The organism is Serratia aquatilis (assembly GCF_044865145.1).
GTDB lineage: Bacteria > Pseudomonadota > Gammaproteobacteria > Enterobacterales > Enterobacteriaceae > Chania > Chania aquatilis.
In genome coordinates this window covers 2,119,493-2,140,418 of the sequence record NZ_CP173186.1, presented here as the reverse complement: position 1 = coordinate 2,140,418, position 20,926 = coordinate 2,119,493, and the positions used below count along the sequence as shown (strand labels likewise).

At 47.9% G+C, this 20,926-nt stretch carries 15 protein-coding genes, 1 tRNA gene and 2 pseudogenes; 10 read left to right on the top strand and 8 right to left on the bottom strand.

The window, feature by feature from the left end; translation table 11 throughout:
* Positions 1-114: 114 nt before the first annotated feature.
* Together SAQUA_RS09495 and SAQUA_RS09490 are read right to left on the bottom strand one after the other, a co-directional pair.
* Positions 115-2,808, bottom strand: coding sequence for an FKBP-type peptidyl-prolyl cis-trans isomerase N-terminal domain-containing protein (locus tag SAQUA_RS09495; RefSeq protein ID WP_380672919.1), 2,694 nt, complete (start codon positions 2,806-2,808; stop codon positions 115-117).
* Positions 2,805-3,260 carry a hypothetical protein gene (locus SAQUA_RS09490; RefSeq protein WP_380672917.1) on the bottom strand — a complete coding sequence of 152 codons (456 nt, stop codon included), beginning with the start codon at positions 3,258-3,260 and terminating at the stop codon, positions 2,805-2,807. The genes SAQUA_RS09495 and SAQUA_RS09490 overlap by 4 nt, the downstream gene beginning before the upstream one ends.
* Before the next feature lie 1,526 nt (positions 3,261-4,786).
* Between SAQUA_RS09490 and SAQUA_RS09485 the strand changes: the two genes are divergently transcribed.
* A tRNA-Asn gene (locus SAQUA_RS09485) sits at positions 4,787-4,862 on the top strand.
* Between the two features lie 166 nt (positions 4,863-5,028).
* On the opposite strand, the gene SAQUA_RS09480 is transcribed toward SAQUA_RS09485, so the two are convergent.
* The 3 genes from SAQUA_RS09480 to SAQUA_RS09470 form a co-directional block, all read right to left on the bottom strand.
* Complete coding sequence (locus SAQUA_RS09480; protein WP_380672915.1) at positions 5,029-5,373, bottom strand: cyclophilin-like fold protein; 345 nt, start codon at positions 5,371-5,373, stop codon at positions 5,029-5,031.
* Between the two features lie 168 nt (positions 5,374-5,541).
* Positions 5,542-6,570 carry an alpha/beta hydrolase gene (locus SAQUA_RS09475; RefSeq protein WP_380672913.1) on the bottom strand — a complete coding sequence of 343 codons (1,029 nt, stop codon included), beginning with the start codon at positions 6,568-6,570 and terminating at the stop codon, positions 5,542-5,544.
* A 121-nt stretch (positions 6,571-6,691) separates the two neighbouring features.
* Positions 6,692-7,888, bottom strand: a complete 1,197-nt coding sequence (locus SAQUA_RS09470; RefSeq protein WP_380672911.1) for an MFS transporter — start codon at positions 7,886-7,888, stop codon at positions 6,692-6,694.
* Positions 7,889-8,125: 237 nt separating this feature from the next.
* Here SAQUA_RS09470 and SAQUA_RS09465 point away from each other — a divergent pair, with 237 nt between their 5' ends.
* The 5 genes and pseudogenes from SAQUA_RS09465 to SAQUA_RS09445 all read left to right on the top strand — a co-directional run bounded on the left by SAQUA_RS09465 (position 8,126) and on the right by SAQUA_RS09445 (position 14,523).
* The gene (locus SAQUA_RS09465; RefSeq protein WP_380672909.1) at positions 8,126-9,028 is read left to right on the top strand and encodes a LysR family transcriptional regulator; all 903 of its coding nucleotides are present in this window, start codon (positions 8,126-8,128) and stop codon (positions 9,026-9,028) included.
* A gap of 343 nt (positions 9,029-9,371) precedes the next feature.
* The gene (locus SAQUA_RS09460) at positions 9,372-10,649 is read left to right on the top strand and encodes a serine dehydratase subunit alpha family protein (protein WP_380673624.1); all 1,278 of its coding nucleotides are present in this window, start codon (positions 9,372-9,374) and stop codon (positions 10,647-10,649) included.
* A 78-nt stretch (positions 10,650-10,727) separates the two neighbouring features.
* Positions 10,728-11,887 (top strand): annotated as a pseudogene (locus SAQUA_RS09455) (trans-sulfuration enzyme family protein).
* Positions 11,888-11,903: 16 nt separating this feature from the next.
* The gene (locus SAQUA_RS09450) at positions 11,904-13,313 is read left to right on the top strand and encodes a Na+/H+ antiporter NhaC family protein (RefSeq protein ID WP_380672907.1); all 1,410 of its coding nucleotides are present in this window, start codon (positions 11,904-11,906) and stop codon (positions 13,311-13,313) included.
* Positions 13,314-13,914: 601 nt separating this feature from the next.
* The gene (locus tag SAQUA_RS09445) at positions 13,915-14,523 is read left to right on the top strand and encodes a DUF1062 domain-containing protein (protein ID WP_380672905.1); all 609 of its coding nucleotides are present in this window, start codon (positions 13,915-13,917) and stop codon (positions 14,521-14,523) included.
* Between the two features lie 174 nt (positions 14,524-14,697).
* Here SAQUA_RS09445 and SAQUA_RS09440 read toward each other — a convergent pair whose 3' ends face one another.
* Positions 14,698-15,567, bottom strand: coding sequence for a DMT family transporter (locus SAQUA_RS09440; RefSeq protein WP_380672903.1), 870 nt, complete (start codon positions 15,565-15,567; stop codon positions 14,698-14,700).
* A 423-nt stretch (positions 15,568-15,990) separates the two neighbouring features.
* Positions 15,991-16,125 (bottom strand): annotated as a pseudogene (locus SAQUA_RS09435) (LysR family transcriptional regulator); the annotation flags it as partial.
* Between the two features lie 116 nt (positions 16,126-16,241).
* Between SAQUA_RS09435 and SAQUA_RS09430 the strand changes: the two are divergent.
* The 4 genes from SAQUA_RS09430 (at position 16,242) to SAQUA_RS09415 (ending at position 19,606) form a co-directional block, all read left to right on the top strand.
* Positions 16,242-16,721, top strand: a complete 480-nt coding sequence (locus tag SAQUA_RS09430; RefSeq protein WP_380672901.1) for a GNAT family N-acetyltransferase — start codon at positions 16,242-16,244, stop codon at positions 16,719-16,721.
* Between the two features lie 241 nt (positions 16,722-16,962).
* Complete coding sequence (locus SAQUA_RS09425; protein ID WP_380672899.1) at positions 16,963-17,145, top strand: hypothetical protein; 183 nt, start codon at positions 16,963-16,965, stop codon at positions 17,143-17,145.
* 323 nt (positions 17,146-17,468) lie between these two features.
* Positions 17,469-18,641, top strand: coding sequence for a p-hydroxyphenylacetate 3-hydroxylase oxygenase component (locus SAQUA_RS09420; protein ID WP_380672897.1), 1,173 nt, complete (start codon positions 17,469-17,471; stop codon positions 18,639-18,641).
* A 20-nt stretch (positions 18,642-18,661) separates the two neighbouring features.
* Positions 18,662-19,606: a p-hydroxyphenylacetate 3-hydroxylase reductase component gene (locus tag SAQUA_RS09415; protein ID WP_380672895.1), complete on the top strand. Its 945-nt coding sequence runs from the start codon at positions 18,662-18,664 to the stop codon at positions 19,604-19,606.
* A gap of 56 nt (positions 19,607-19,662) precedes the next feature.
* On the opposite strand, the gene SAQUA_RS09410 is transcribed toward SAQUA_RS09415, so the two are convergent.
* Positions 19,663-20,868 (bottom strand): Bcr/CflA family multidrug efflux MFS transporter, encoded by a 1,206-nt coding sequence (locus SAQUA_RS09410; protein ID WP_380672893.1) that lies wholly within the window; start codon positions 20,866-20,868, stop codon positions 19,663-19,665.
* Positions 20,869-20,926 lie beyond the last annotated feature (58 nt).

The following is a 20,926-nucleotide window of genomic DNA, read 5'->3' as shown; positions in this document are numbered from 1 at the left end:
GTGTATCAGGTAAGGGCGGGAACACCGGCCCCTTACCTTTTAGCAACTTTATGTCTACTCCAAAGTGAAAAACCCCGCCGATGGTCTGGCGGGGTTCTGTCTTGGCTAACGTTCTTACTGGCCGGAGGCTGGTATCACATCCAGAATGCGGACGTTATAAACCATAGTCGCCCCTGGCGGGATATCAGGCGGCATACCTTTGTCACCATAGGCCAATTCAGGCGGCACGACTAATGTCATACTACCGTGGTTTTTGAGTTTGCTGAGAGCCTCGCGGAATAGTGGCGGATATGAGCTCAACGGCTGCGATATTGAAGTACCCGCCAAATCCATATCTTTGACCACTTTACCATCGGTCAGACTTTCTTTAACTACCACAGCTACGGTATCGCCTTCCTTAATAGCACTGTCACCCGCGTAATCAACACGGTAGTAGAATCCCTGCGGAGACTTGACTACCCGAGCCTGCTTTTTAAATTTATCGATATATTTACTGCCTTTCTGTACATTCTGCTCTTTAATCTTTTTATGCTGGTTACTCAGTTCTACTTCGCTGTCGTAGAGTGCTTTGTCTATCTGGGCTTTGGCAAGTTTGATCTGCCCATTGATCACATCTGAAACACCTGCCAACGCCAGTTTGCGATTGACGTCTACACCTTGTGACTTTTTACTGTCGAGTAAACTCAGTATGTCATTACCTAATGCGGTACCTATCGCGTAATCGCGTTTTTCCAGATCCGTCTTCGGCTCAGTTACCGTAGCATCGCCTGCAGTCTGTTGTTTCTCTTTCAACTGTGCGAGTTGCTGCGTTTTCTGTTCACTCTCTTTAACCTGTGCGGCGAGCTGCTCTTGCAGTTTGGCATTCTCATCCTGGCTTGCCTGTTGTGCTGCCTGCAGTTTCGCAAGCTGCTGCACTTTCTGCTCACTGTCTTTAGCCTGCGCTGCAAGTTGTTCTTGCAGTTTGGCATTCTCATCCTGGCTTGCCTGCTGTGCTGCCTGCAGTTTCGCAAGCTGCTGCACTTTCTGCTCGCTGTCTTTAGCCTGCGCTGCAAATTGCTCTTGCAGTTTGGCATTTGCATCCTGGCTCGCCTGCTGTGCTGCCTGCAGTTTCGCTATCTGCTGCACTTTCTGTTCGCTGTCTTTAGCCTGCGCTGCAAGTTGCTCTTGCAGTTTGGTACTGACTTGCTGCAACTCAGCTAACTGCTTGGCCTTTTGCTCGCCTTCTTTGTTTTTCGCTTCTAACTGTTCTTTTAACTTCGCCAACGCCTGCTGGCTTTTTAGCTCGATCTCTTTGCCACTAGATACCAGCTGTTCTTGCAACTGCTTAACCTGCTTGCCTTTCTGCTCACTGTCTTTACTCTGCGCGGTGAGCTGTTCTTGCAGTTTGGCGCTCGCCTGCTGCATCTCAGCTAACTGCTTGGCTTTTTGCTCGCCTTCTTTGTTTTTCGCTTCTAACTGTTCTTTTAACTTCGCCAACGCCTGCTGGCTTTTTAGCTCAATCTCTTTGCCATTAGACGCCAGCTGTTCTTGCAACTGCCTGACCTGCTTGCCTTTTTGCTCACTGTCTTTACTCTGCGCGGCGAGTTGTTCTTGCAGTTTGGCGCTCGCCTGCTGCATCTCAGCTAGCTGCTTGGCTTTTTGCTCGCCTTCTTTGTTTTTCGCTTCTAACAGTTCTTTTAACTTCGCCAAGGCCTGCTGGCTTTTTAACTCGCTCTCTTTGCCACTAGATACCAGCTGCTCTTGCAACTGCTTGACCTGCTTGCCTTTCTGCTCGCTGTCTTTACTCTGCGCGGCGAGTTGTTCTTGCAGTTTGGCGCTCGCCTGCTGCATCTCAGCTAGCTGCTTGGCTTTTTGCTCGCCTTCTTTGTTTTTCGCTTCTAACTGTTCTTTTAACTTCGCTAAGGCCTGCTGGTTTTTTAGCTCGCTCTCTTTACCAGTAGATACCAGCTGTTCTTGCAACTGCTTGACCTGAAGCGCCTTTTCTTCAATATCTTTAGTTTGCGCTGCCAGTTGTTCCTGCAGTTTGGCACTGCTTTGCTGCAATTTTTTCAACTGTTCAACTTTCAGATCGCTATCTTTACCCTGCGCTGCCAGTTGCTCCTGCAATTTTGCCAATGATTGTTGGCTCTTTTGAACATGATCTTTGGCTTGTGCCGCCAATTGGTCCTGCAGCTTGGCGATCGCTTGCTGATTTTGTTGCAGAGACTGTTGCAACTCTTTGATCTGCGATGCTTTTAGCTCGTTATCTTTAGCTTGCGCTGCAAGTTGTTGTTGTAACTGTACGTTGGCTTTTTGCTCTTGTTGCAGCAATTTCAATTGCTGCCCCTTTTGATCGCTGTCTTTAGCTTGCGCCGCGAGTTGCTGCTTTAACTGGGCGTTTTCCTGTTGGCTTTGCTCTATTGCCTGCTGCAAACGAATAAGTTCTGTAGAAGAAGCTTTTTGCTTAGACTGCGAATTGCGCAATTGCTCAAGAGCGGCCTCTTGCCCGCTGACCTTAGCCTTCAACTGGTTAATCGTCGCCTGCAACGTTTTCATTTCACGAATACGCCCGCTGGTATCATCATCCGCAGACTTCACCAATGAATTCGGTTTGCTGGTTGATTTACTCTTTTCTTTCGCCGGTTCAGCAGTGTTATCTATTTGCGAAGGCGTCAAAAACAGCAGTGCCGGAGCTTCGTCCACCTGACGCGTTATCTCATCAAGTGAATTCAGCTTGCCGCCTTCATCTGTGCTGGCTACTTCAGCCTGCACAGCCCCCAGGGGCAGTGCCAGCGTCAGCAATGCGCCATAATATATCCTGCGCCTCATTTCACGCTTTCCCCTCTCCGGATAAGACCTTGCAGGACTTCAAACTGGATATCGGCGCATAGCTGGTTAGTTTTGAATTTGTACAAAGCATCTAGCGTATCTTTGGTGTCTGCATTGACTTCACCACGAATCGAGCCATAAACAGAGGCATTGTTTAGCAGACGATTAAACTCGGCTTGCTTCGCTGCATATGCTCTCGGGCTGATTTGCTTCAAAGAAGCCAATTCACTTTGACACAGACCAATTTTAGTGGCCTTGCTGTCTGCAGGAGCAGGTGCGGGGGGCGGTGTAACACTGATCTGTTTAGGAGGTGCCTGAACAGCACTACTATTACTAACCTGAGACTTATTCTGTAACGACGTCTTGGCATTATTATCACTCTGGCAGCCGGTCAGTACCCAAACGCTGCACAACAACACGCCTAAACAGAGGTTCTTTTGCTTGCATACCATTGAAAATTCCTTTCAAAAAATCCCATTACTCATATTTTGCAGACAGTTCCGGGTATGAGTCTGGTGGATGTTTACTTGCCATTATTCAAGTCGTTCGTGTACTAGCAGCGGAATGCTGCACCTTATCGGGCCCAGCCCTCAGGATCTGCAATGAGCTACGTTCAAATCTGTTCACAACATATTTCTCAATAGGTTACCACTTTCACGCATTTCGGCTCGCCTGGCAAACGCTGTGCGTTTTTCAAACAATCAATTGGGTGAATAACCACAAGTAGGCCCCTAGCCAACGCTCACTATAGATGATCCCAAGAACGTTGGATGCTACCGTTACATCAATTTGTGACCACCTATCGACCTGACGAGCACATGCTCATGTCAACATGGTGCAAAAATTGCAAAAAAGATGTTAAAACACTTAGCATAAACCGCTCATAGCGGTCAGAAGTACAAAATAATACTAATATTTTCTATATCCAGCAACCGCCGAAGAGAAGCGAATGGCTGAAATAAGGCGTAGTAGTAGGGTCTTTTGAATCAAATGGTAAAAGAATAAAAACGGCACAACTACGCAGCCTCTCATCAACTTGATTCATCCATATTAAGCGTGAAAATAAAAATTATTATAAAACATAATGATAAGTTTATTTTTTTTGAAAAAAACTCAATTTTGGATATTTCCTATCAGGCGATTTTTCACCGTAACTGGCAACTCAAATTCCGTAATAGGTGGATATTTATTTTACCGCACCTGGTCGTTATGGTGATTTACTCCAAACACCATAAGTAACCTTGTATAAAAGCAATGATAGTATGAGATTTTTCTCGAGAGTGGCTATGATTGAGGTTAATAAACAGCCTTTAACCTTCTGATGCAAATGATTTATTTCAGTGGATCATGCTTGGAAACATTAAATTCGAGAAATATCTTAGGTGGATATAGTTAATCTGTTGATTGCTTGCACTGACTCACCTAGCGCGGCTTTTTTTGAGTTAGAGATACTGCTCTTTTTTTGCAGGGGTAAAGTTTGAGCTCTGTGCAAGTCACCTTAATACCACCAAGATTTGCAGGCGATTATATCTGCCCACCTAGGCTGTGTCCCTTAATTGCCCGTGGTGCCGTCGCAGACCCAAAAGCCCGTTATCAAGGCGGAGGGTGAAGAGCAGAGTGGCCCTCTGTTCAAGCCCGACTTTACTTCGAACGGGCTTTTGGGGCGCGACCCTTCGGGCTGGGGCCATTTGCGCGCATTGCGGCGTTGTTCGCCGCTTATTTGGTCCACCAAACCTCGCGGCTCACGCCTTGCCCTGTGCGCAAATGACCGCCAGCGGCGCTCGCGTGCAATTAAGGGACACAGCCTAATATGTTTATTCAGCCCGGCGCTTTCTGCATGAAAATCATACAACACAAAGCTCATTAACTCGCTGAAAACCAATGCATTTGCTCATTTGCGCAGCAAACAGAACGATGACACATTTTGATGCTTTACAAGCATAATTAGCACCGCTATTATTCGCCCCGTTCACAAGATTCCTCTGTAGTTCAGTCGGTAGAACGGCGGACTGTTAATCCGTATGTCACTGGTTCGAGTCCAGTCAGAGGAGCCAAATTTAAAAAATCCCGCTTGGGCAACCAAACGGGATTTTTACGTTATCAGAGCCTGAATTTTTAGGCATTTTATCGCAGATGTCGAGTCGACCACTTTCTCAAAAGCTCTGTGTCTTCGTCAATCTCATTGTCGATAGCCTGTTTCGAAATTATCATCAATAGCAGTCACTTAAAGAACTCGATCTGCACGCTCTGTGTGCCTGTGGTTTCCGCCAGAGTTTGCGGCGAATCGACGCGGCCAACGGGCGTGTACGCGTATGATGACTTGAAAGTTGCATAAAACAGCACTAATGTCTGAGAGCCATACATCATAAGGTCGCCATTGTGAATAATGCCGGGACGTGTCACGCTGGTGGGAAACGAATGTGGTAGTTCTGCGTATTTTTCATTACCGTTTAACTCCATCATCTCCAGCGTCATAGGTAGTTGTGCAGCGAATGCCTTGGCTGCGGGGTTATCGTAGAGCGCAATCTCATAACGCTGCCCGTTAATTTTCATCTCAATTTTCATGTCATGTTCCTTATGAGATTGTGAGTCAGCAGCCCCGACCCAAAAACACCCAAGCGTTGCAATGATCAGCGAAACAAAAACGCTACTTCTGCCGTGCCCCTTCATATCCATATTCTCCCCAAGCAGCGTTGGAACCGGCCATACCTAGCGAAGGAGGCTGGCCTTCCCTTATTTAAGATGCTCTCTAAAGAATGCCGTCAGTTTAGCGAAAGGGATCAGGTCTGTACGATCATACAGATCCACATGGCCCGCACCGGGGACGATATACAGTTCTTTCGGCTGCGCAGCTCGCTGGTAAGCATCTTCACTGAATTCCTTCGAATGCGCCTGGTCACCAGTGATGAACAACATCGGGCGCGGGGAAATAGTTTCAATATCGTTGAATGGATAGAAATTCATAAACTTGACATTACTGGTCAGCGTTGGATGCGTGGTCTGTTGCGGTGAAGCGCCTTTCGGGGTGAACTCGCCACGTGGAGTACGGTAGAAATCATAAAACTCTTTCTCGATGGGTGATGAGTTCGCATCGATCTTGTGTACCGTGCCGCTGGTATATTGCGTTTTGCCACCGGTGAACTCGACATATCGCTGTTCTGCCGCGTCCGCGATGATTTTCTTACGCTGTTCCAAAGTTAGCGAATGATGCAGCGCATTCCGGTTAGCAGACCCCATGTCATACATGCTCACGGTAGCAATCGCCCTCATACGCGGATCAATTTTAGCCGCGCTAACAGCGAAACTGCCGCTACCGCAGATACCCAAAACGCCAATGCGGTTTCTGTCGACAAACGGCCTGGTGCCAAGGTAGTCGACCGCCGCGCTGAAGTCCTCTGCATACATATCCGGTAATACCGCGTTACGCGGTAAGCCCTCGCTCTCACCCCAGAAAGAGAGATCGATTGCCAGCGTGACAAAACCCTGTTCTGCCAACTTCTGCGCGTACAGGTTAGAACTTTGCTCCTTCACTGCCCCCATTGGATGACCGACGATAATCGCCGGATTTTTGGCGTTCTGATTGATGTTTTTTGGCATGAACAGATTGCCAGTGACTTCCATCTGATACTGGTTTTTAAAAGTCACCTTTTGCTGGGTGACCTTATCGCTTTGGTAAAAATTATCCGCCCCCGGAGACATATCGGCTGCAGCTACAGTAAACGAACTGATTAACAGCCCTAACATCATAGTCAAAGTTCTCATAACACTATCCCTATTGGATGAGCGGGCAACAGCCCACTTGGTTAATTAATGGAATACGCCACAATCCGGCAATTCCGAAGTACGTACCAATAGCTTTAATTCTCACAGCATTAACTCCTGTTCATGCGATATGTTTAGGGTCTTTACGTGATGCCAATAAAGCCAGCATGGCTGCGATCGCCAGCAAGAGACCGCTGATGGCGAAACTGCTTTGATATCCGCTGTGGTCATACGCCAGCCCGCCAAGGGTGGAGCCCAGCGCAATAGACAGCTGTATTACAGCAACCATCAGCCCGCCGCCTGCTTCGGCATCATCAGGCAGCGTTCTGGCAACCCAAGTCCACCACCCTACAGGGGCGGCAGTCGCTACCAGTCCCCAGATACCGAGGAGGGGCATCACGATCCAAATGCTGTTACCGAACACGATCAGCATCCCGGCAATCACGGTCATCAGCAATGGGATGACGATCAGCGTCGGGTAAAATCCACGACGCAGAAAAATGCCGATCAGCAGCGTGCCGATGGATCCTGCAACCCCGGTGATCAGCAGCGTAAGCGACAGCGTGGGGACACTCACATTGGTGGCCGTTTCCAGGAAAGGCCGCACGTAGGTAAAGAGCGTGAACTGCCCCATAAAGAAAATGCCGCAGGCCGCCATCCCGGTTGCAACCAGCCGATTGCTTAACAGGCGCAAAATATTGCCTGAACGCTTACCGTCACTTTTTGCCACCATTGCAGGTAGGCTGATCCACAACCAGACAAAAGCAATTAACGCCACCAGGACCACACTGAAGAATGCTCCACGCCATCCGATGACGGCACCGAGATAACTGCCAAGCGGCGCGGCGATCACCATAGCCAGCGCATTGCCACCGTTGAAAATAGCCAGCGCCTGCGGCACCTGATGAGGCTGAACCAAGCGGATCGCCGTCGCTGCTGACATTGACCAGAAGCCGCCAATGGCCACACCCAGTAACCCCCGTCCAACCATGTAGGTCAGATAATCCGGCGCTATCGCGATAATCATGCCGGAGAGCGCCATTAACAACGTCAGCCCCAGCAGCAGGATCTTACGGTCAATATTCCTGGCAAGTGCAGAGATCGACAGGCTGGTCAATACCGCCAGCGCACCAGAAATCCCAATTCCCTGCCCCGCTAAACCTTCGCTGACGCCCAGTTCCCGAGCGATGGGGGTCAGCAGGCTGACCGGCATAAACTCCGATGCCACAAGAACAAACACGCACAGTGTCATTGCCAGCACGCCGCTCCAATAAGTGGTTGGCTGTCGGGCCGATATCTCGTTCGCTAATGGAGTCATAACGCTCTGTCTCTCTTATTCCGGTGTACAAGTTCAGGCAAATCAGATCTGCGTTTTTACTTATAGGAGCAAAATTCAAGTATTAGAAAATTAATGAGGAAACGCGGGCACGGAATTCATTGACCCGCTTTGCGCTATCGATGGATGAAAATTCTACACGTGTGAGGCATTCTGACTATCTAATGAATACTTAATGGGCTTATAAGTTACAATTATGAATACCGACAAGGAGAGGCGATGAAACGCAACATTAATGATCTGATCTCGTTTATAGCAGTCGCGCGCGAGGGAAGCTTTACCCGAGCCGCCGCGCAACTTGGCGTCACGCAGCCGGCCCTCAGCCAGGCGATCACCGGTTTGGAAAATCGTCTGAAAATCCGTCTACTTACCCGTACCACACGCAGTGTTTCCCTCACTGCCGCCGGGGAGAGACTGTTGCTGGCGATTGGCAACCGCTTTGATGAGATTGAAGCAGAACTGGACATGCTGACGGAGTTACGGGATAAACCCGCTGGCACAGTGCGGATCACCTGTGGACCCAATGTTCTGCATTCCCTGCTACTGCCGAAATTGTCCTCGTTACTGCGCGACTATCCCGACATAAAATTGGAATTCGATGCCAACCACGGATTCCGTAACATCGTGGCCGACCGGTTTGATGCAGGCGTCCGGCTGGGGGATACCATTGATAAAGATATGATAGCGGTGCCGATTGGCCCGCCATTGCGCATGGCAGCAGTGGCATCCCCCGACTATTTTACCCGTCATCCGCAGCCACAAACGCCAAACGATCTGGTTCATCACAACTGTATCAATATGCGTATGACAACCTCTGGTGGGCTCTATATCTGGGAATTTGAAAACCAGGGTGTACCGGTCAACGTGCGTGTCGACGGGCAATTAATTTTCAATACCTCAGCTCATATGGTCGATGCCGCAGTGGCTGGACTGGGTATTGCCTTTCTACCGGAAGAAGAATTTGGCTCACATATTGTAGATGGGCGGTTGATAAGCGTCTTGCAGGAATGGTGTGCCCCTTTTCCTGGTTATTACCTTTATTATCCTAGTAGAAAGCAGCCTTCCCCAGCATTTTCGCTAGTCGTTGATGCGCTGCGCTACCGGGGCAGCAGCCGTGATTGAACTGGCCTATCTCAGCCAACGGGACGAAATCGTTTTGCTAGCGCGCGAAAATGTGCCTAGGTTGTGTTTTGAAACGGCCTGAGACTGATACTGGGCGAGATTTGGAAAATTATTCTATTTATCCTTTTGTGACTAGTATCGCACCGATGATGAGCAAGGGAAGAAATTAAAAACCAACTAATTGTAATTTATAGATTTTATATTTCTTTCACTGTTTTTTTACATTTTACACCAAGAGAATAAAATTCCCATGAAACGTCAAATGAAGAGAAAAAATGAAAAGTATTTCTCTCGTTTAAATAATAACATTGAAGGCAAATAAACCAATATTTAAATAATGAAAATGCAAAAAATAACCTATCAGCAATTGCTTAATTGGTTAAAGAAAGAGGTTAGGGTTTCATTAGGTTGTACGGAACCAATATCTATAGCCTTTGCCGCTGCGGTGGCCGCCAAGCACCTTAAGGAACCGGTACTAAAAATTACGGGGAAGATATCTGAAAACCTGTATAAAAATGCTATCGGTGTTACCATTCCTGGAACTCATTATTCAGGAGTGAATCTTGCCGGGGCAATAGGTGCTATTGGTGGTAATGCTGATGCCGGACTAGAAGTTTTGAAAGGGATCACTAGCTCACAAATTTCCGAGGCTTATTCGCTTAATAAATCAGGTAACGTATGTATATCAGCGATAGAAACGACAGATTTTATCTTTATCGACATTACCTTATATAGCCAAAGCGAACAGTGCCGAGTTATTATTCGAGGCAGTCATACAAACGTTACGGAAATTTATATTAATAATATTCAACAAACTGTAGCGAAAGACTTAATTACCGAGCGTGACAATGATTCATTACCTCATTTTTCACTCAGCGAGGCTTTCAACTTCGTTAATCATGTTGCCGCAGAAGACATCGCTTTTATACTGAAAAGTGCAGAGGTTAATACAGCACTTTCCAACGAGGGTCAAAGGAAAAGCTATGGCTTAAACGTCAATGGTTCATTATTGCAAGCAAGGAAAAATGGCTTTATCAGCACAGACGTACTGAGCCAGATGTTAATTAATACGACCGCTGCTTCAGACGCTCGCATGGGCGGAGCCCCTTTGCCGGCGATGTCGAATTATGGCTCAGGTAATCAGGGTATTACCGTAACGATGCCGGTAGTAACCCTTGCCAGACATCTGAAAACTAGTGATGAAACACTGGCCCGGGCGTTAACATTAGCCCATTTGGTAGCCATTTCCATACATGTGCGTTATACCCGATTGTCTGCACTGTGTGCAGCCTCTACGGCGGCTATGGGGGCTGCTGCAGGTATGAGTTGGTTACTGACCAAGGATTATCAGGCTATGTGTTATGCTATCGGTAATATGATCAGTGATATCAGTGGGATTATTTGTGACGGTGCATCAAATAGTTGTGCTATGAAAGTCTCCACCGCAACAGCCTGTGCGTTTAAATCAGTACTAATGGCTCAACAAAACAGTGCTGCTGACGAATGCGATGGGATCGTCTCCTGTAATATCGAAGACTCCATCAATAATTTATGTAAATTAGTTTTATCCCCGATGAAACAAACGGATAAGGAAATTATCAGCATAATAATGAATAAGTAAGTATTGATTCATAAGAAAATCGCAAACCACAGCCGATATAAATGTAGCTATTTATAATAAAATTTCAGGAACATAAAAATGAAAAAATCGAAATCAATTGCAACGATTGTCATCCATGGTGGAGATCAAGTTGACCGTGGTAATAATGCGATCCCCCCCCCATCACCACCGCCAGTTCTTTTATTCAACCTAACCTAGGAGAGGAAGGCGAGTTTTGTTATTCCAGGTGCAGTAACCCAACAAGATATGCGTATGAAACTGCTTTAGCTGATTTAGAAGGCGGGATTTATGCGACAGCAACAGCTTCAGGCATGGCGGCAACTGCTCTTATATTGGAATTGTTGCCAAAAGATTCCCATATCTTGGTAATGAAAGGGGTTTATGGCGGTACTTATCGATTGTTCGAGAGACTGCGTAAACAAACATCCGGTATCACATGCAGTTATGTTGATCTGAACAATCTAGAGGCCATCAGTAGCCATATTGAGGAAAATACCCGCCTAATCTGGATTGAAACCCCAACTAACCCGCTTTTAGAGTTGGTTGATATTGAGGCTGTTTGCCAAGTGGCGAAAGGCCGAGGCATTATTACCTGCGTGGATAACACCTTTGCCAGCGCCTGGAATCAACGGCCACTGACACTTGGCGCCGATATTGTCATGTTGTCGACCAGTAAATATATTGGGGGACATTCCGATTTAATTGGTGGCGCAGTTATTACTAATGTCAAAGAGATTGCTGAACGGCTAGACTTTTGTAAAACCACTGTCGGGGCTATTGCTTCTCCGTTTGATGCCTATTTGGCCTTGCGCGGTATGAAAACCCTAGATGTACGTATGGAGCGTCAATGCAGTAATGCTTTAGAAATTGCCCGTTATTTAGCACAACATCCAAAGGTGCTTGATGTTCATTATCCAGGGCTGGAATCGCACCCTCAGTATCAATTATGCAAAAAACAGATGCGGTCAGGTGGTGCAGTCGTAAGTATCCGCCTGAAAGGCGACACCGCTGAGGTAAAAACCTTTATTGCCAAATTGAATTATTTTGTTTTAGCCGAATCACTGGGTGGCGTTGAGAGTATGGTTAACCATTCCGCATCGATGTCCCATGGCACTATGTCTCAGGATGAAAGAGAGGACATCGGTATTTACAACACCACGCTTCGGCTCTCGATAGGCATCGAAGATATCAATGATTTAATAGCAGACGTAGAGCAGGCCCTTGCCTTTATACAATAATTAAGAGGGTAATAACATGCATGATTATGGTGTGTGGACAATTATAACTCCATTAGTTACCATTTGCTTGGCAATATTTACCCGGCAGGTAATACTGTCGTTACTCATGGGGATCGTAGTTGGGTTTACCGTTATTAATGGCCACAATGTGTTTCACGGAATAAGTGGCACATTAAATGGTATTATTAATACATTTGCTTCTGCAGGGAATACCCGCACCATCATTTTTATGGTGATGATTGGCGGGATCATGCGTCTAATTGTGGTTACCGGGGGCGTAAGAAGTTTAGTTCGATTATTAACCGAAAAAACTCAGTTTGTAACGAATAAAAAAGCAGTCCAGCTCTTGGCAATGGTCATTACTTCAATCATTTTTATTGAGAGTTCAATTAACCAACTCATTGCCGGAGCATCAACTAAAGATTTAGCTAAAAGATATGGCCTATCACCTGAAAAAATGTCTTACATCATTCAGACGTCGTGTGTCTCTGTCTGTTCATCAGCAATGATTAACGGTTGGGGGGCTGCAATGATGGGGGTTATCGGTGTTCAGATAGCTAAAGGCTATCTCGACGGTCAGCCATTTGGAATTCTGGCCAGTTCTATGGTGTGGAATCTGATGGCGTGGTTTTCATTAGCCTCGGTGTTATTTTATATTTTCTCTGGCGCATCATGGGGGCCAATGAAGAAAGCTGAAACCAACTTCATCAGAGAAAGTGAACATCATGCTGAGCAACTAGAAGATGAGGTCATTGACCATCCTGCCAGTAATTCATTGCTGAACTTCCTTATTCCAATCCTTTCAACCGTGCTGGCGGTACCCATTGCACTTTACGTAACAGGAGACGGCGACTTTACCAAAGGCAGTGGCTCTATGTCGGTGTACAGTGCAGTTATGCTTGGCACCGCAGTTTCGTTCGTATGGTTCTGTGGCCGAAGGCTCCTGAATATAGAGTCGTTCTTTAAAGAATTATATATCGGCTATGCCAGCATGATAAAAATCAGTTCGATCATGGTATTGGCATTTTTGATGGGTGATGTTTCGGCTGACCTTAACACCGGGCAATATATCGCCGCAATCACTTCAGGGATCATCCCTCCAGGGTTCTCCATTGGTTTTATATTTATAATCAGCGCGATCATGTCGTTAGCGACCGGAACATCATGGGGCACCTTTGCCATTATGATCCCGATTGGTGTCCAGCTTGGCGTCTCCGTTGGAATGCCTGTTGAATATATGATTGGCGCCGCCATTGCGGGGTCTATTTTTGGGGATATGACGTCACCTATCTCAGGTGATGCCATTGTGGCTTCTATGGCGACAGATTGCGATCATATTGAACACATCCGAACACAAATGCCCTATGCCATTGCCACAGCCAGCATTGTACTGGCAATTTATCTCTATCTGGGGTTCACGGTCTAATCAATAAACTTCAATCTGCAGGAACGTAGTTTCAACGGCCCACGGATGGGCCAAATAGTAACACCAACGTCGATTTAGTACGGTGTGAAATGGAGTTGCTTCAGTTGCAATCATTCTTCGGGGACAATGCAGTTTCAGCAAGAACATGAATTCATTCTTCACAGCCTGGCGAAAAAACTCAGACGCTGTCCGTAGCAAAACGATTATACCCAAAATAATTCGAGTGGCATGACAAAAACGCAATGCGTTTTTGAACAGCGCTTGCGCTGGCCCCGCAGGGGCGAGGCCCAACATGGGCCGAGTAACGCAGCCAACAACCAAGCAATTTGAAGTATGAAGGGTATAGACATCTTATTTCTACCAGCCAGATATTGCAGGATTTCATCAGCAAAAATTCCGTTTTCCAAGCGGTCCTCAGCTTCATTGACACGGTTCAGTCCTCTGGTACTATCTGAATCCTCACAAGCCAGTCGACAGGATTACAGTGTTGGAAATCTTTTTTTAACCCACTGAAAAATATAGATTAAATATTTTTCACATATAAAAAATTATGGCCCGCTTAATGCGGATCCGATTTTGTATGGGTTAAAAAAGGCATTGTATGAAAGTAACATGGACCGTCAGCCCCGTAGGGTACCAGCTCATTGCAAAACGCTGCCCTGCGTGCAATGTAAAGCGAAACTTTACACCTTCAGGGGCATTCAGAATCAATTCACAGAAAAAAGTTCTCGATGTCTGGAGCATCTATAAGTGTACTTTTTGCGAATATACTTGGAATATCAATTTGTTCTCACGCCTGCCCGTCAGCAAAATTAACCACGAGCTCTACGACCGGCTTATCGCGAATGATGAAGTCACAGTACAGTATTTTTCTCATGATCATCAGCTCCTGAAACGTAACGGTGCTGAATTGTCTGGTAAGTCTGACTTTAGCATTCAAGAACGATGGCTAGTAAATATCATCATGAGCCAAAGCATAAGAGTCAGCATCCAGAGCACTTGTTCTTTTCAGGTCAGCTTGTTATCCACTCTGAAAAAACAGCTTTCACTGAGTTCCGGAGAAATTAAAAAATTGATTGATACAGGGGATATTCGTGGTGTAACTATGAAGGAACTCAAATCCCGGAAGCTAATGCCTGCGGGATATGAACTTCTGATGTCTACCGAGTCTTTTTATGCCCGAAGACGGATCGTTCTGAAGCATAGTTAAAAATCGTCAATACGGCGGTAATTCAAAGGAACGACGAATACGCTACATTGGTAACCCGATCCATATTGGGAAGCTGCTTAGCCTAGTACAAAAGAACCGCCGTTATTGGCGGTTCTGACTGTTTGTATTTGAATAAGCTTTATTAAAAATGTGATTTTCGTTCAATACTGCGATTCACATCTGCCGTGTTAGTCCGAAGCGGAAAACCAGCAGCAGCCCCGATAGAATAGCCACCATCCCTAACAGGCTGAGCATCGGCAACACATTCCCCAGAAACAGGTAGTCCATGATGGCCGTCACGACAGGCACCAGATAAAACAGACTGGTCACATTAACCAAGTTTCCAGCACGGATCAGCCGATATAGCAGCAGCTGCGCCCCGACCGAGATCACCAATCCCAACCACAACAGGGGAAAAATAAACCCAACGCCCCACTCTATTTCGAAAGGCTTGAAAGGTACAAAAAGCAGGCAGAGCATCAGGCTGATAAGATACTGGAGTGGCAGGGCATTCAGTGGCGGCTGTTGCACACGCTTTTGCAGTACGGCTCCGGTTGTCATGCTCACCAAGGCAAGCAAGGCAAAAGTGAGCCCCAGCATTGAAACATTGGCAAAGGTTAGGCCTTGGAACACGACCAACGTCAAACCACCCAATGCCAGTAATAAACCGGCAAGACGAGTCGGCGAGAAGCGGCGTTCTATGAACACCAACGTCAGGATAGGTTGTGCGCCGAGCAGCGTTGCAAGCACTCCGGGCGTGATCCCATACTCCAAAGCCAGGAAGTAACAGATCGAATATCCACCGATAAGCAGCACACCTGCCAAGGCAACCTGCCAGCGAGTCCCAGGCTGCGGCAATAGAGTGCCATGGAGAAGCGCAATGCCAACCAGCGCGAACAAGGCGAGCAAAAATCGTAAGGTAAGAATGGCGAAGGCTGAGCTGTGGTCAAGGCCCCAGCGTGAGAATATCGCGCCGCTGCCCCACAGCAGGACGAACAGAGCGGTCGAGCCATAAGAGGCCCAGACATTTTTGGTAAGCGTCATATTTAACCTGTCTAAATCGTTTTCGTTGAACAACGTTCAGACGTACCGGGCTCGCCAAAGGCAAGAAAGGTCGAAGCCGAACGTAAGTAGCGGAACGGTTGCTAGAACGGGCTAATGGGAGGCGGTGGCGATACGCTGAAAATGCGCATAGCAGAATGTGCCGACAAGTGGCCGGACCCTATTCTGCGATTGTATGCATCTTGAACCATGAGCGTATCACCGAGTATTGAAGTTGCGTCAAAGCTATTCTTTTATCTACACCAAGTCAAACAGGTAAAACAGTACCAGAGGTTGTTTGTCCGTTCAGTTAAGCTGAGGCTGTGTCCCTATTCCCGAGGAATAACCAGTTTCTGTGAGCAAATTAACCGTCGTCTGCAAAAAACAGGGCATGAGCGTTTCAATAATGCGCCAGTCACTTTTTGTTAGTTCATCGGCGAGGCTTTTACGCAGCCGAATCAACGCATGACTGAGCGCAGACGTACTCAATGCCAAGGTAGCGCGGCTAACCGAACGCAGGCGGTAAACTGCCTCAGACACCAGTAACAGATTAAGATCGATATGTCATAAATCCAGATGCATAATATTCATTATCTATTGATAAAAATGCAGTTTATACAATATTAGCCAAGTATTATGCTGGCAACCAGGTTCACTCACTCTCTTTAGGAAACATAATGACGATTAGCATTCGCCCAGCAGAAAGGTCTGATAGCAGATTAATTCTGGATATGATTATTGAACTGGCAGTATATGAAAAGGCCCGCGATGAGGTCCTCACCAATCAGCTCGAGATAGAAGAAAGTCTGTTTGGTGAGAACGCTTGTGCAGAAGCATTGATCTGTAGTGTGAACGGTGAACCGGCAGGCTATGCAGTTTTCTTTATGAGTTATTCGACCTGGCTGGGCAAAAATGGGATTTACCTGGAAGATTTATATATTGCACCCAAGTTCCGTGGCGCAGGGGCTGGCAAAGCTTTGTTGCGTCACATAGCCCAACTCGCCTGCGAGCGCCGTTGTGGGCGTTTGGAGTGGAGCGTGCTGGATTGGAATCAACCGGCCATTGATTTCTATCTCAGCATTGGTGCCGCGCCGCAAGATGAATGGGTGCGTTACCGCATGGAAGGAAAAGTGCTGGAGCAATTCGCCAGATCCTAACTTGGCCGCGACTTTGGTCCGCTAAGTTGCGGCCAAGAGTTGTCTGGCTGACGCCTCAGGCGGCTGAGTTTTCAGCTAATGCCGCCGTTTCGAAAATACGAAATCCACTTTCAACGCACCTGATATCCACGCTGCTGAATGATTGACTGTAGACCGGTTAAGCGCCGGTCGCAACGGCAGGCAGTACTATGCCCCTTTGCACCGCCGGTCTGGCGGCCACTCGCTCGTGCCAGGCACTCAGATGTTGGTATCTGCTGAAATCGAAGCTGATGACCCGCGCAATATGCGTCCAGCCAAAATGAGCGATAAGCCCTGGCCTGCACGGTTTGCCTACTATGTGGTGACAAATCCCGATGCCAGGTGGCGACCAGAGATAAAGGCTTTCATAGATTGGGTGATGGAAGAAGTGCAAGGCATGCATTAATTGTTAAAAAACCGATCCCAATTGTAGGAAGAGCGCCGGGTTCGTCAAACTCAGCCCTTACCTGTCTACGCGCCTTATGGCGCTGAGTCTGGAAATGTCTTCATCCTGTCACCAAGTTAAAATCCTTAGATCACGCTTTCAATATTTAACATGAAAAGTACAATTTTTTACCTGAATGTTACATTCCATTAAAATATTTTTCCCACATACTCACCAGATAACCACGATACAAGGCTTAACACCTGCTCATCTCCCTGTCCGCTGTGACAGGCGGTTGGTCAAAGGATTAAAAGCCGCCTATTCACCCTTATTGAGGGAATCTGATGATGAAAACCGTGAACCCGCTGTTGGAAAAGTTGCTGCCTATTCTACCTCTGATTGCTGCAAATGCTGCCGAGGCAGAAAGTGAGCGAAAAGTACCAGAGGAAAATATCCGTCTCTTGAAACAGATAGGCATGCACCGTGCCTTCCAACCCAAAAAGTTCGGTGGTCTGGAAATATCGCTGCCTGAGTTCACTGATTGTGTTGCCGCTCTGGCTGGTGCCTGTGGCGGGACAGCCTGGGCTTTTAGTCTGCTATGTACCCACAGCCATCAATTGGCGATGTTTTCCGCCAAGTTGCAGCAAGAGATTTGGGGTGAAAACCCTGATGCTACCGCCAGCAGCAGTATTGCCCCCTTTGGCCGGATCGAAGAGGCCGAGGGCGGCGTCTATCTGAGTGGCGAAATGGGTTGGAGCAGCGGTTGCGATCATGCAGAGTGGGCAATTGTTGGCTTCCGCCGGAAAAATGCCAGTGGCGAACTGATTTACAGCTTTGGCGTACTCCCGCGAAGCGATTATGAAATACGTGATGATTGGTATGCCGTGGGAATGCGCGGCAGTGGTTCCAAAACGCTGATTGTAAACAACGCCTTTATTCCCAATCACCGTATTGAAGCCGCTCAAGACATGATGCAAGGGCGCTCTTCCGGCTACGATCTTTACCCGGACAGCAATATTTACTACACGCCTTATCGCCCCTACTTCGCCTGCGGTTTTGCCGCCATCAGCCTGGGCGTGGCAGAGCGCATGCTGGTTGCCTTTAAAGAGAAAACCAAGAATCGGGTGCGTGCCTATACCGGAGTCAATGTTGGCACGGCAACGCCTGCGTTGATGCGTCTGGCTGAGTCGACCCACCAGGTTGCAGCAGCAAGAGCCTTTCTGGAGAAATCCTGGCAAGAGCAGGCCGAACATGGCAGACGCCATCAATATCCTTCCCGCGAGACGTTAACTTACTGGCGAACCAATCAGGCTTACGCGGTAAAAATGTGTATCGCGGCGGTAGATCGCCTGTTCAGTGCCGCAGGGGCAACCAGTTGGATGGAAAATAATGAAATTCAGCGTCTGTTCCGCGATTCCCATATGACAGGGGCGCACGCCTATACCGATTACGATGTTTGTGCCCAGATCCTGGGGCGCGAGTTAATGGGATTAGACCCCGATCCGACCATGGTGTAATACGCCGGAGAACTTATTGAATGACACATCACTCAGACGCTGCATTGGATCCCCGCGCATTTCGTCGTGCGCTCGGTAATTTTGCTACCGGTGTAACTGTTGTCACAGCCGCGACACAGCAGGGAACCCGCGTTGGCGTAACGGCCAACAGCTTTAACTCTGTGTCGCTGGATCCTCCACTGGTGCTGTGGAGCATAGATAAACGTTCCGGCAGCTACCCTGTATTTGAGCAGGCTGACCACTTTGCCATCAATATTCTGGCCGCCGATCAGGTAGAGTTATCCAATCGATTTGCTCGCCCTAGCGAGAATAAGTTTGCCGGGATTGAAATCGACATTGGTGTGGGTGGCGCCCCCATGTTTGCTGACTGTGCCGCTCGTTTTCAATGTGAGAAATACCAGCAGATTGACGGCGGCGATCACTGGATCCTGATTGGCAAAGTGGTGGCATTTGACGATCTCGGCCGTGCACCTCTGGTTTATCACCAAGGGGCTTACTCCATGGTGCTGCCTTATCCGCAATTGTCTGAACGCGTTACGGATAGCTCAGCGGGCAGCGCACGGCAAGAGCGCCTTAATCAAAATGTCTACTATTTGCTTACTCAGGCGCTGCGCAGTTACCAGGCCAGTTATCAGCCCAAGCAGCTCTCCACCGGGTTGCGTATCAGTGAGGCCAGAATGCTGTTGGTATTGGACAGCAATGCTCGCCTCGATATGCCGGGCCTGATGGCAGAAGTGGCGATGTCGAGCCGAGAGATTGAAGAGGCGCAAGAAACGCTGTGCCGTAAAGGTTTTGTTTCATGTACTGACGGCGGCTACCACTTGACTACCGCAGGAGAACGCCAGGCCGATGTACTAAGAGATATCGCCGCCAAGCAGCAGGAGCAGATGTTAGCCGCCTTTAGCGAAGATGAAGTGGCGATTTTGAAAAAGCTGTTACGCGGTATTGTTGCCAGCGCCGATTGAGGCCTGCCGATCCCCCTGCTCCATCGGTCAGCAGGGGGATTCAGCTAATCTGGGGTTTAGATCTGATGCACTTTCGAGCGTAAACGGCTGACAGACATACGTTGCCCTATCCACCCCAGCGCAGCACAGACCGCCATAACCAGCGTCATGGCAAATGGAGTATCATCCTGTAGCCATGAAACCGCCAGGCTAGCCAGCGCACCGGCACCAAACTGCAGCGAGATCGCCAAGGCGCTAGCACTCCCCGCATGTTGGCCTCTTTGCTGCAACAACAGCGACAGGCTATTGGTCCCAATAGCATTCACCAGCGACATAAATAGCACCACCAGAATAACCAGAACGCTCAAACTTTGTTGATGAAAAAACAGCAGCAACAGGCCGAACAGTACCTGAGCACTGCTTTGGATCATTAATAAGCGAGGTAAGCTGTAAACTTTTAGCATCCGAACGTTGAGTAACAGCACGGCGATCATACCGATGATATTGCAACCAAACAGTAGCCCGTAATACTGCGCAGGAACCTGAAAATAGCTGATGTAAACAAAGGGTGAACCACTGATAAAGGCAAACATCCCCGCAAAGGAAAATGCCAGCGTGGCGATAATACCCATCGCCTCTTTGTCCTTCACTAACACGCCGTAATTGCGGAATGCTTTCAGTATGTTACCAGAATTCTCAGACTGTTTTTTTAATGTCTCTGGCAATATCCATAGCACGATTAATCCGCTGATACAGCCAACAACCGCCAGCAGCATGAAGATGGCTTGCCAGTCGAATACCACCAGCAAAGCGCCCCCTAACAAGGGAGCCAAAAGCGGTGCGGCCATTGTGACCAACGTCATTAACGACAAAACGCGGGGTAAATCTTCTGTCCGGTACACATCCCTGGCAATCGCACGCGCCATCACCACCGCAGCTCCGCTACCAAATGCCTGTAAAGCCCGCAGCACCACCAGTTGCTCAACGTTAGTGACTTGCGTGCAGAGTACGCTGGCAATCACGAATAGCAACATGCCACTTAGCAGCAATTTTTTCCTTCCCAGCCAATCGCTAAGCGGCCCATACAACAGCATACCAATACAAAAACCGGCGAAAAATGCCCCTAGCGTATGCTGCATCTGGCCTTGCGTGGCTTGCAGTTCCAACCCCATCGCGGGTAGCGCGGGCAAATACATATCAATCGAAAGCGGCCCAAAAGCCACCAGCGACCCGAGTAACGGGATCAGCCAGCGCGGTGGACGTTCGGCAAAAGCAGACGGCATAGTACAGCTCCTTACAATAGCAGGTGCAGATATGAATCATTATTTGTTAATATGTTAA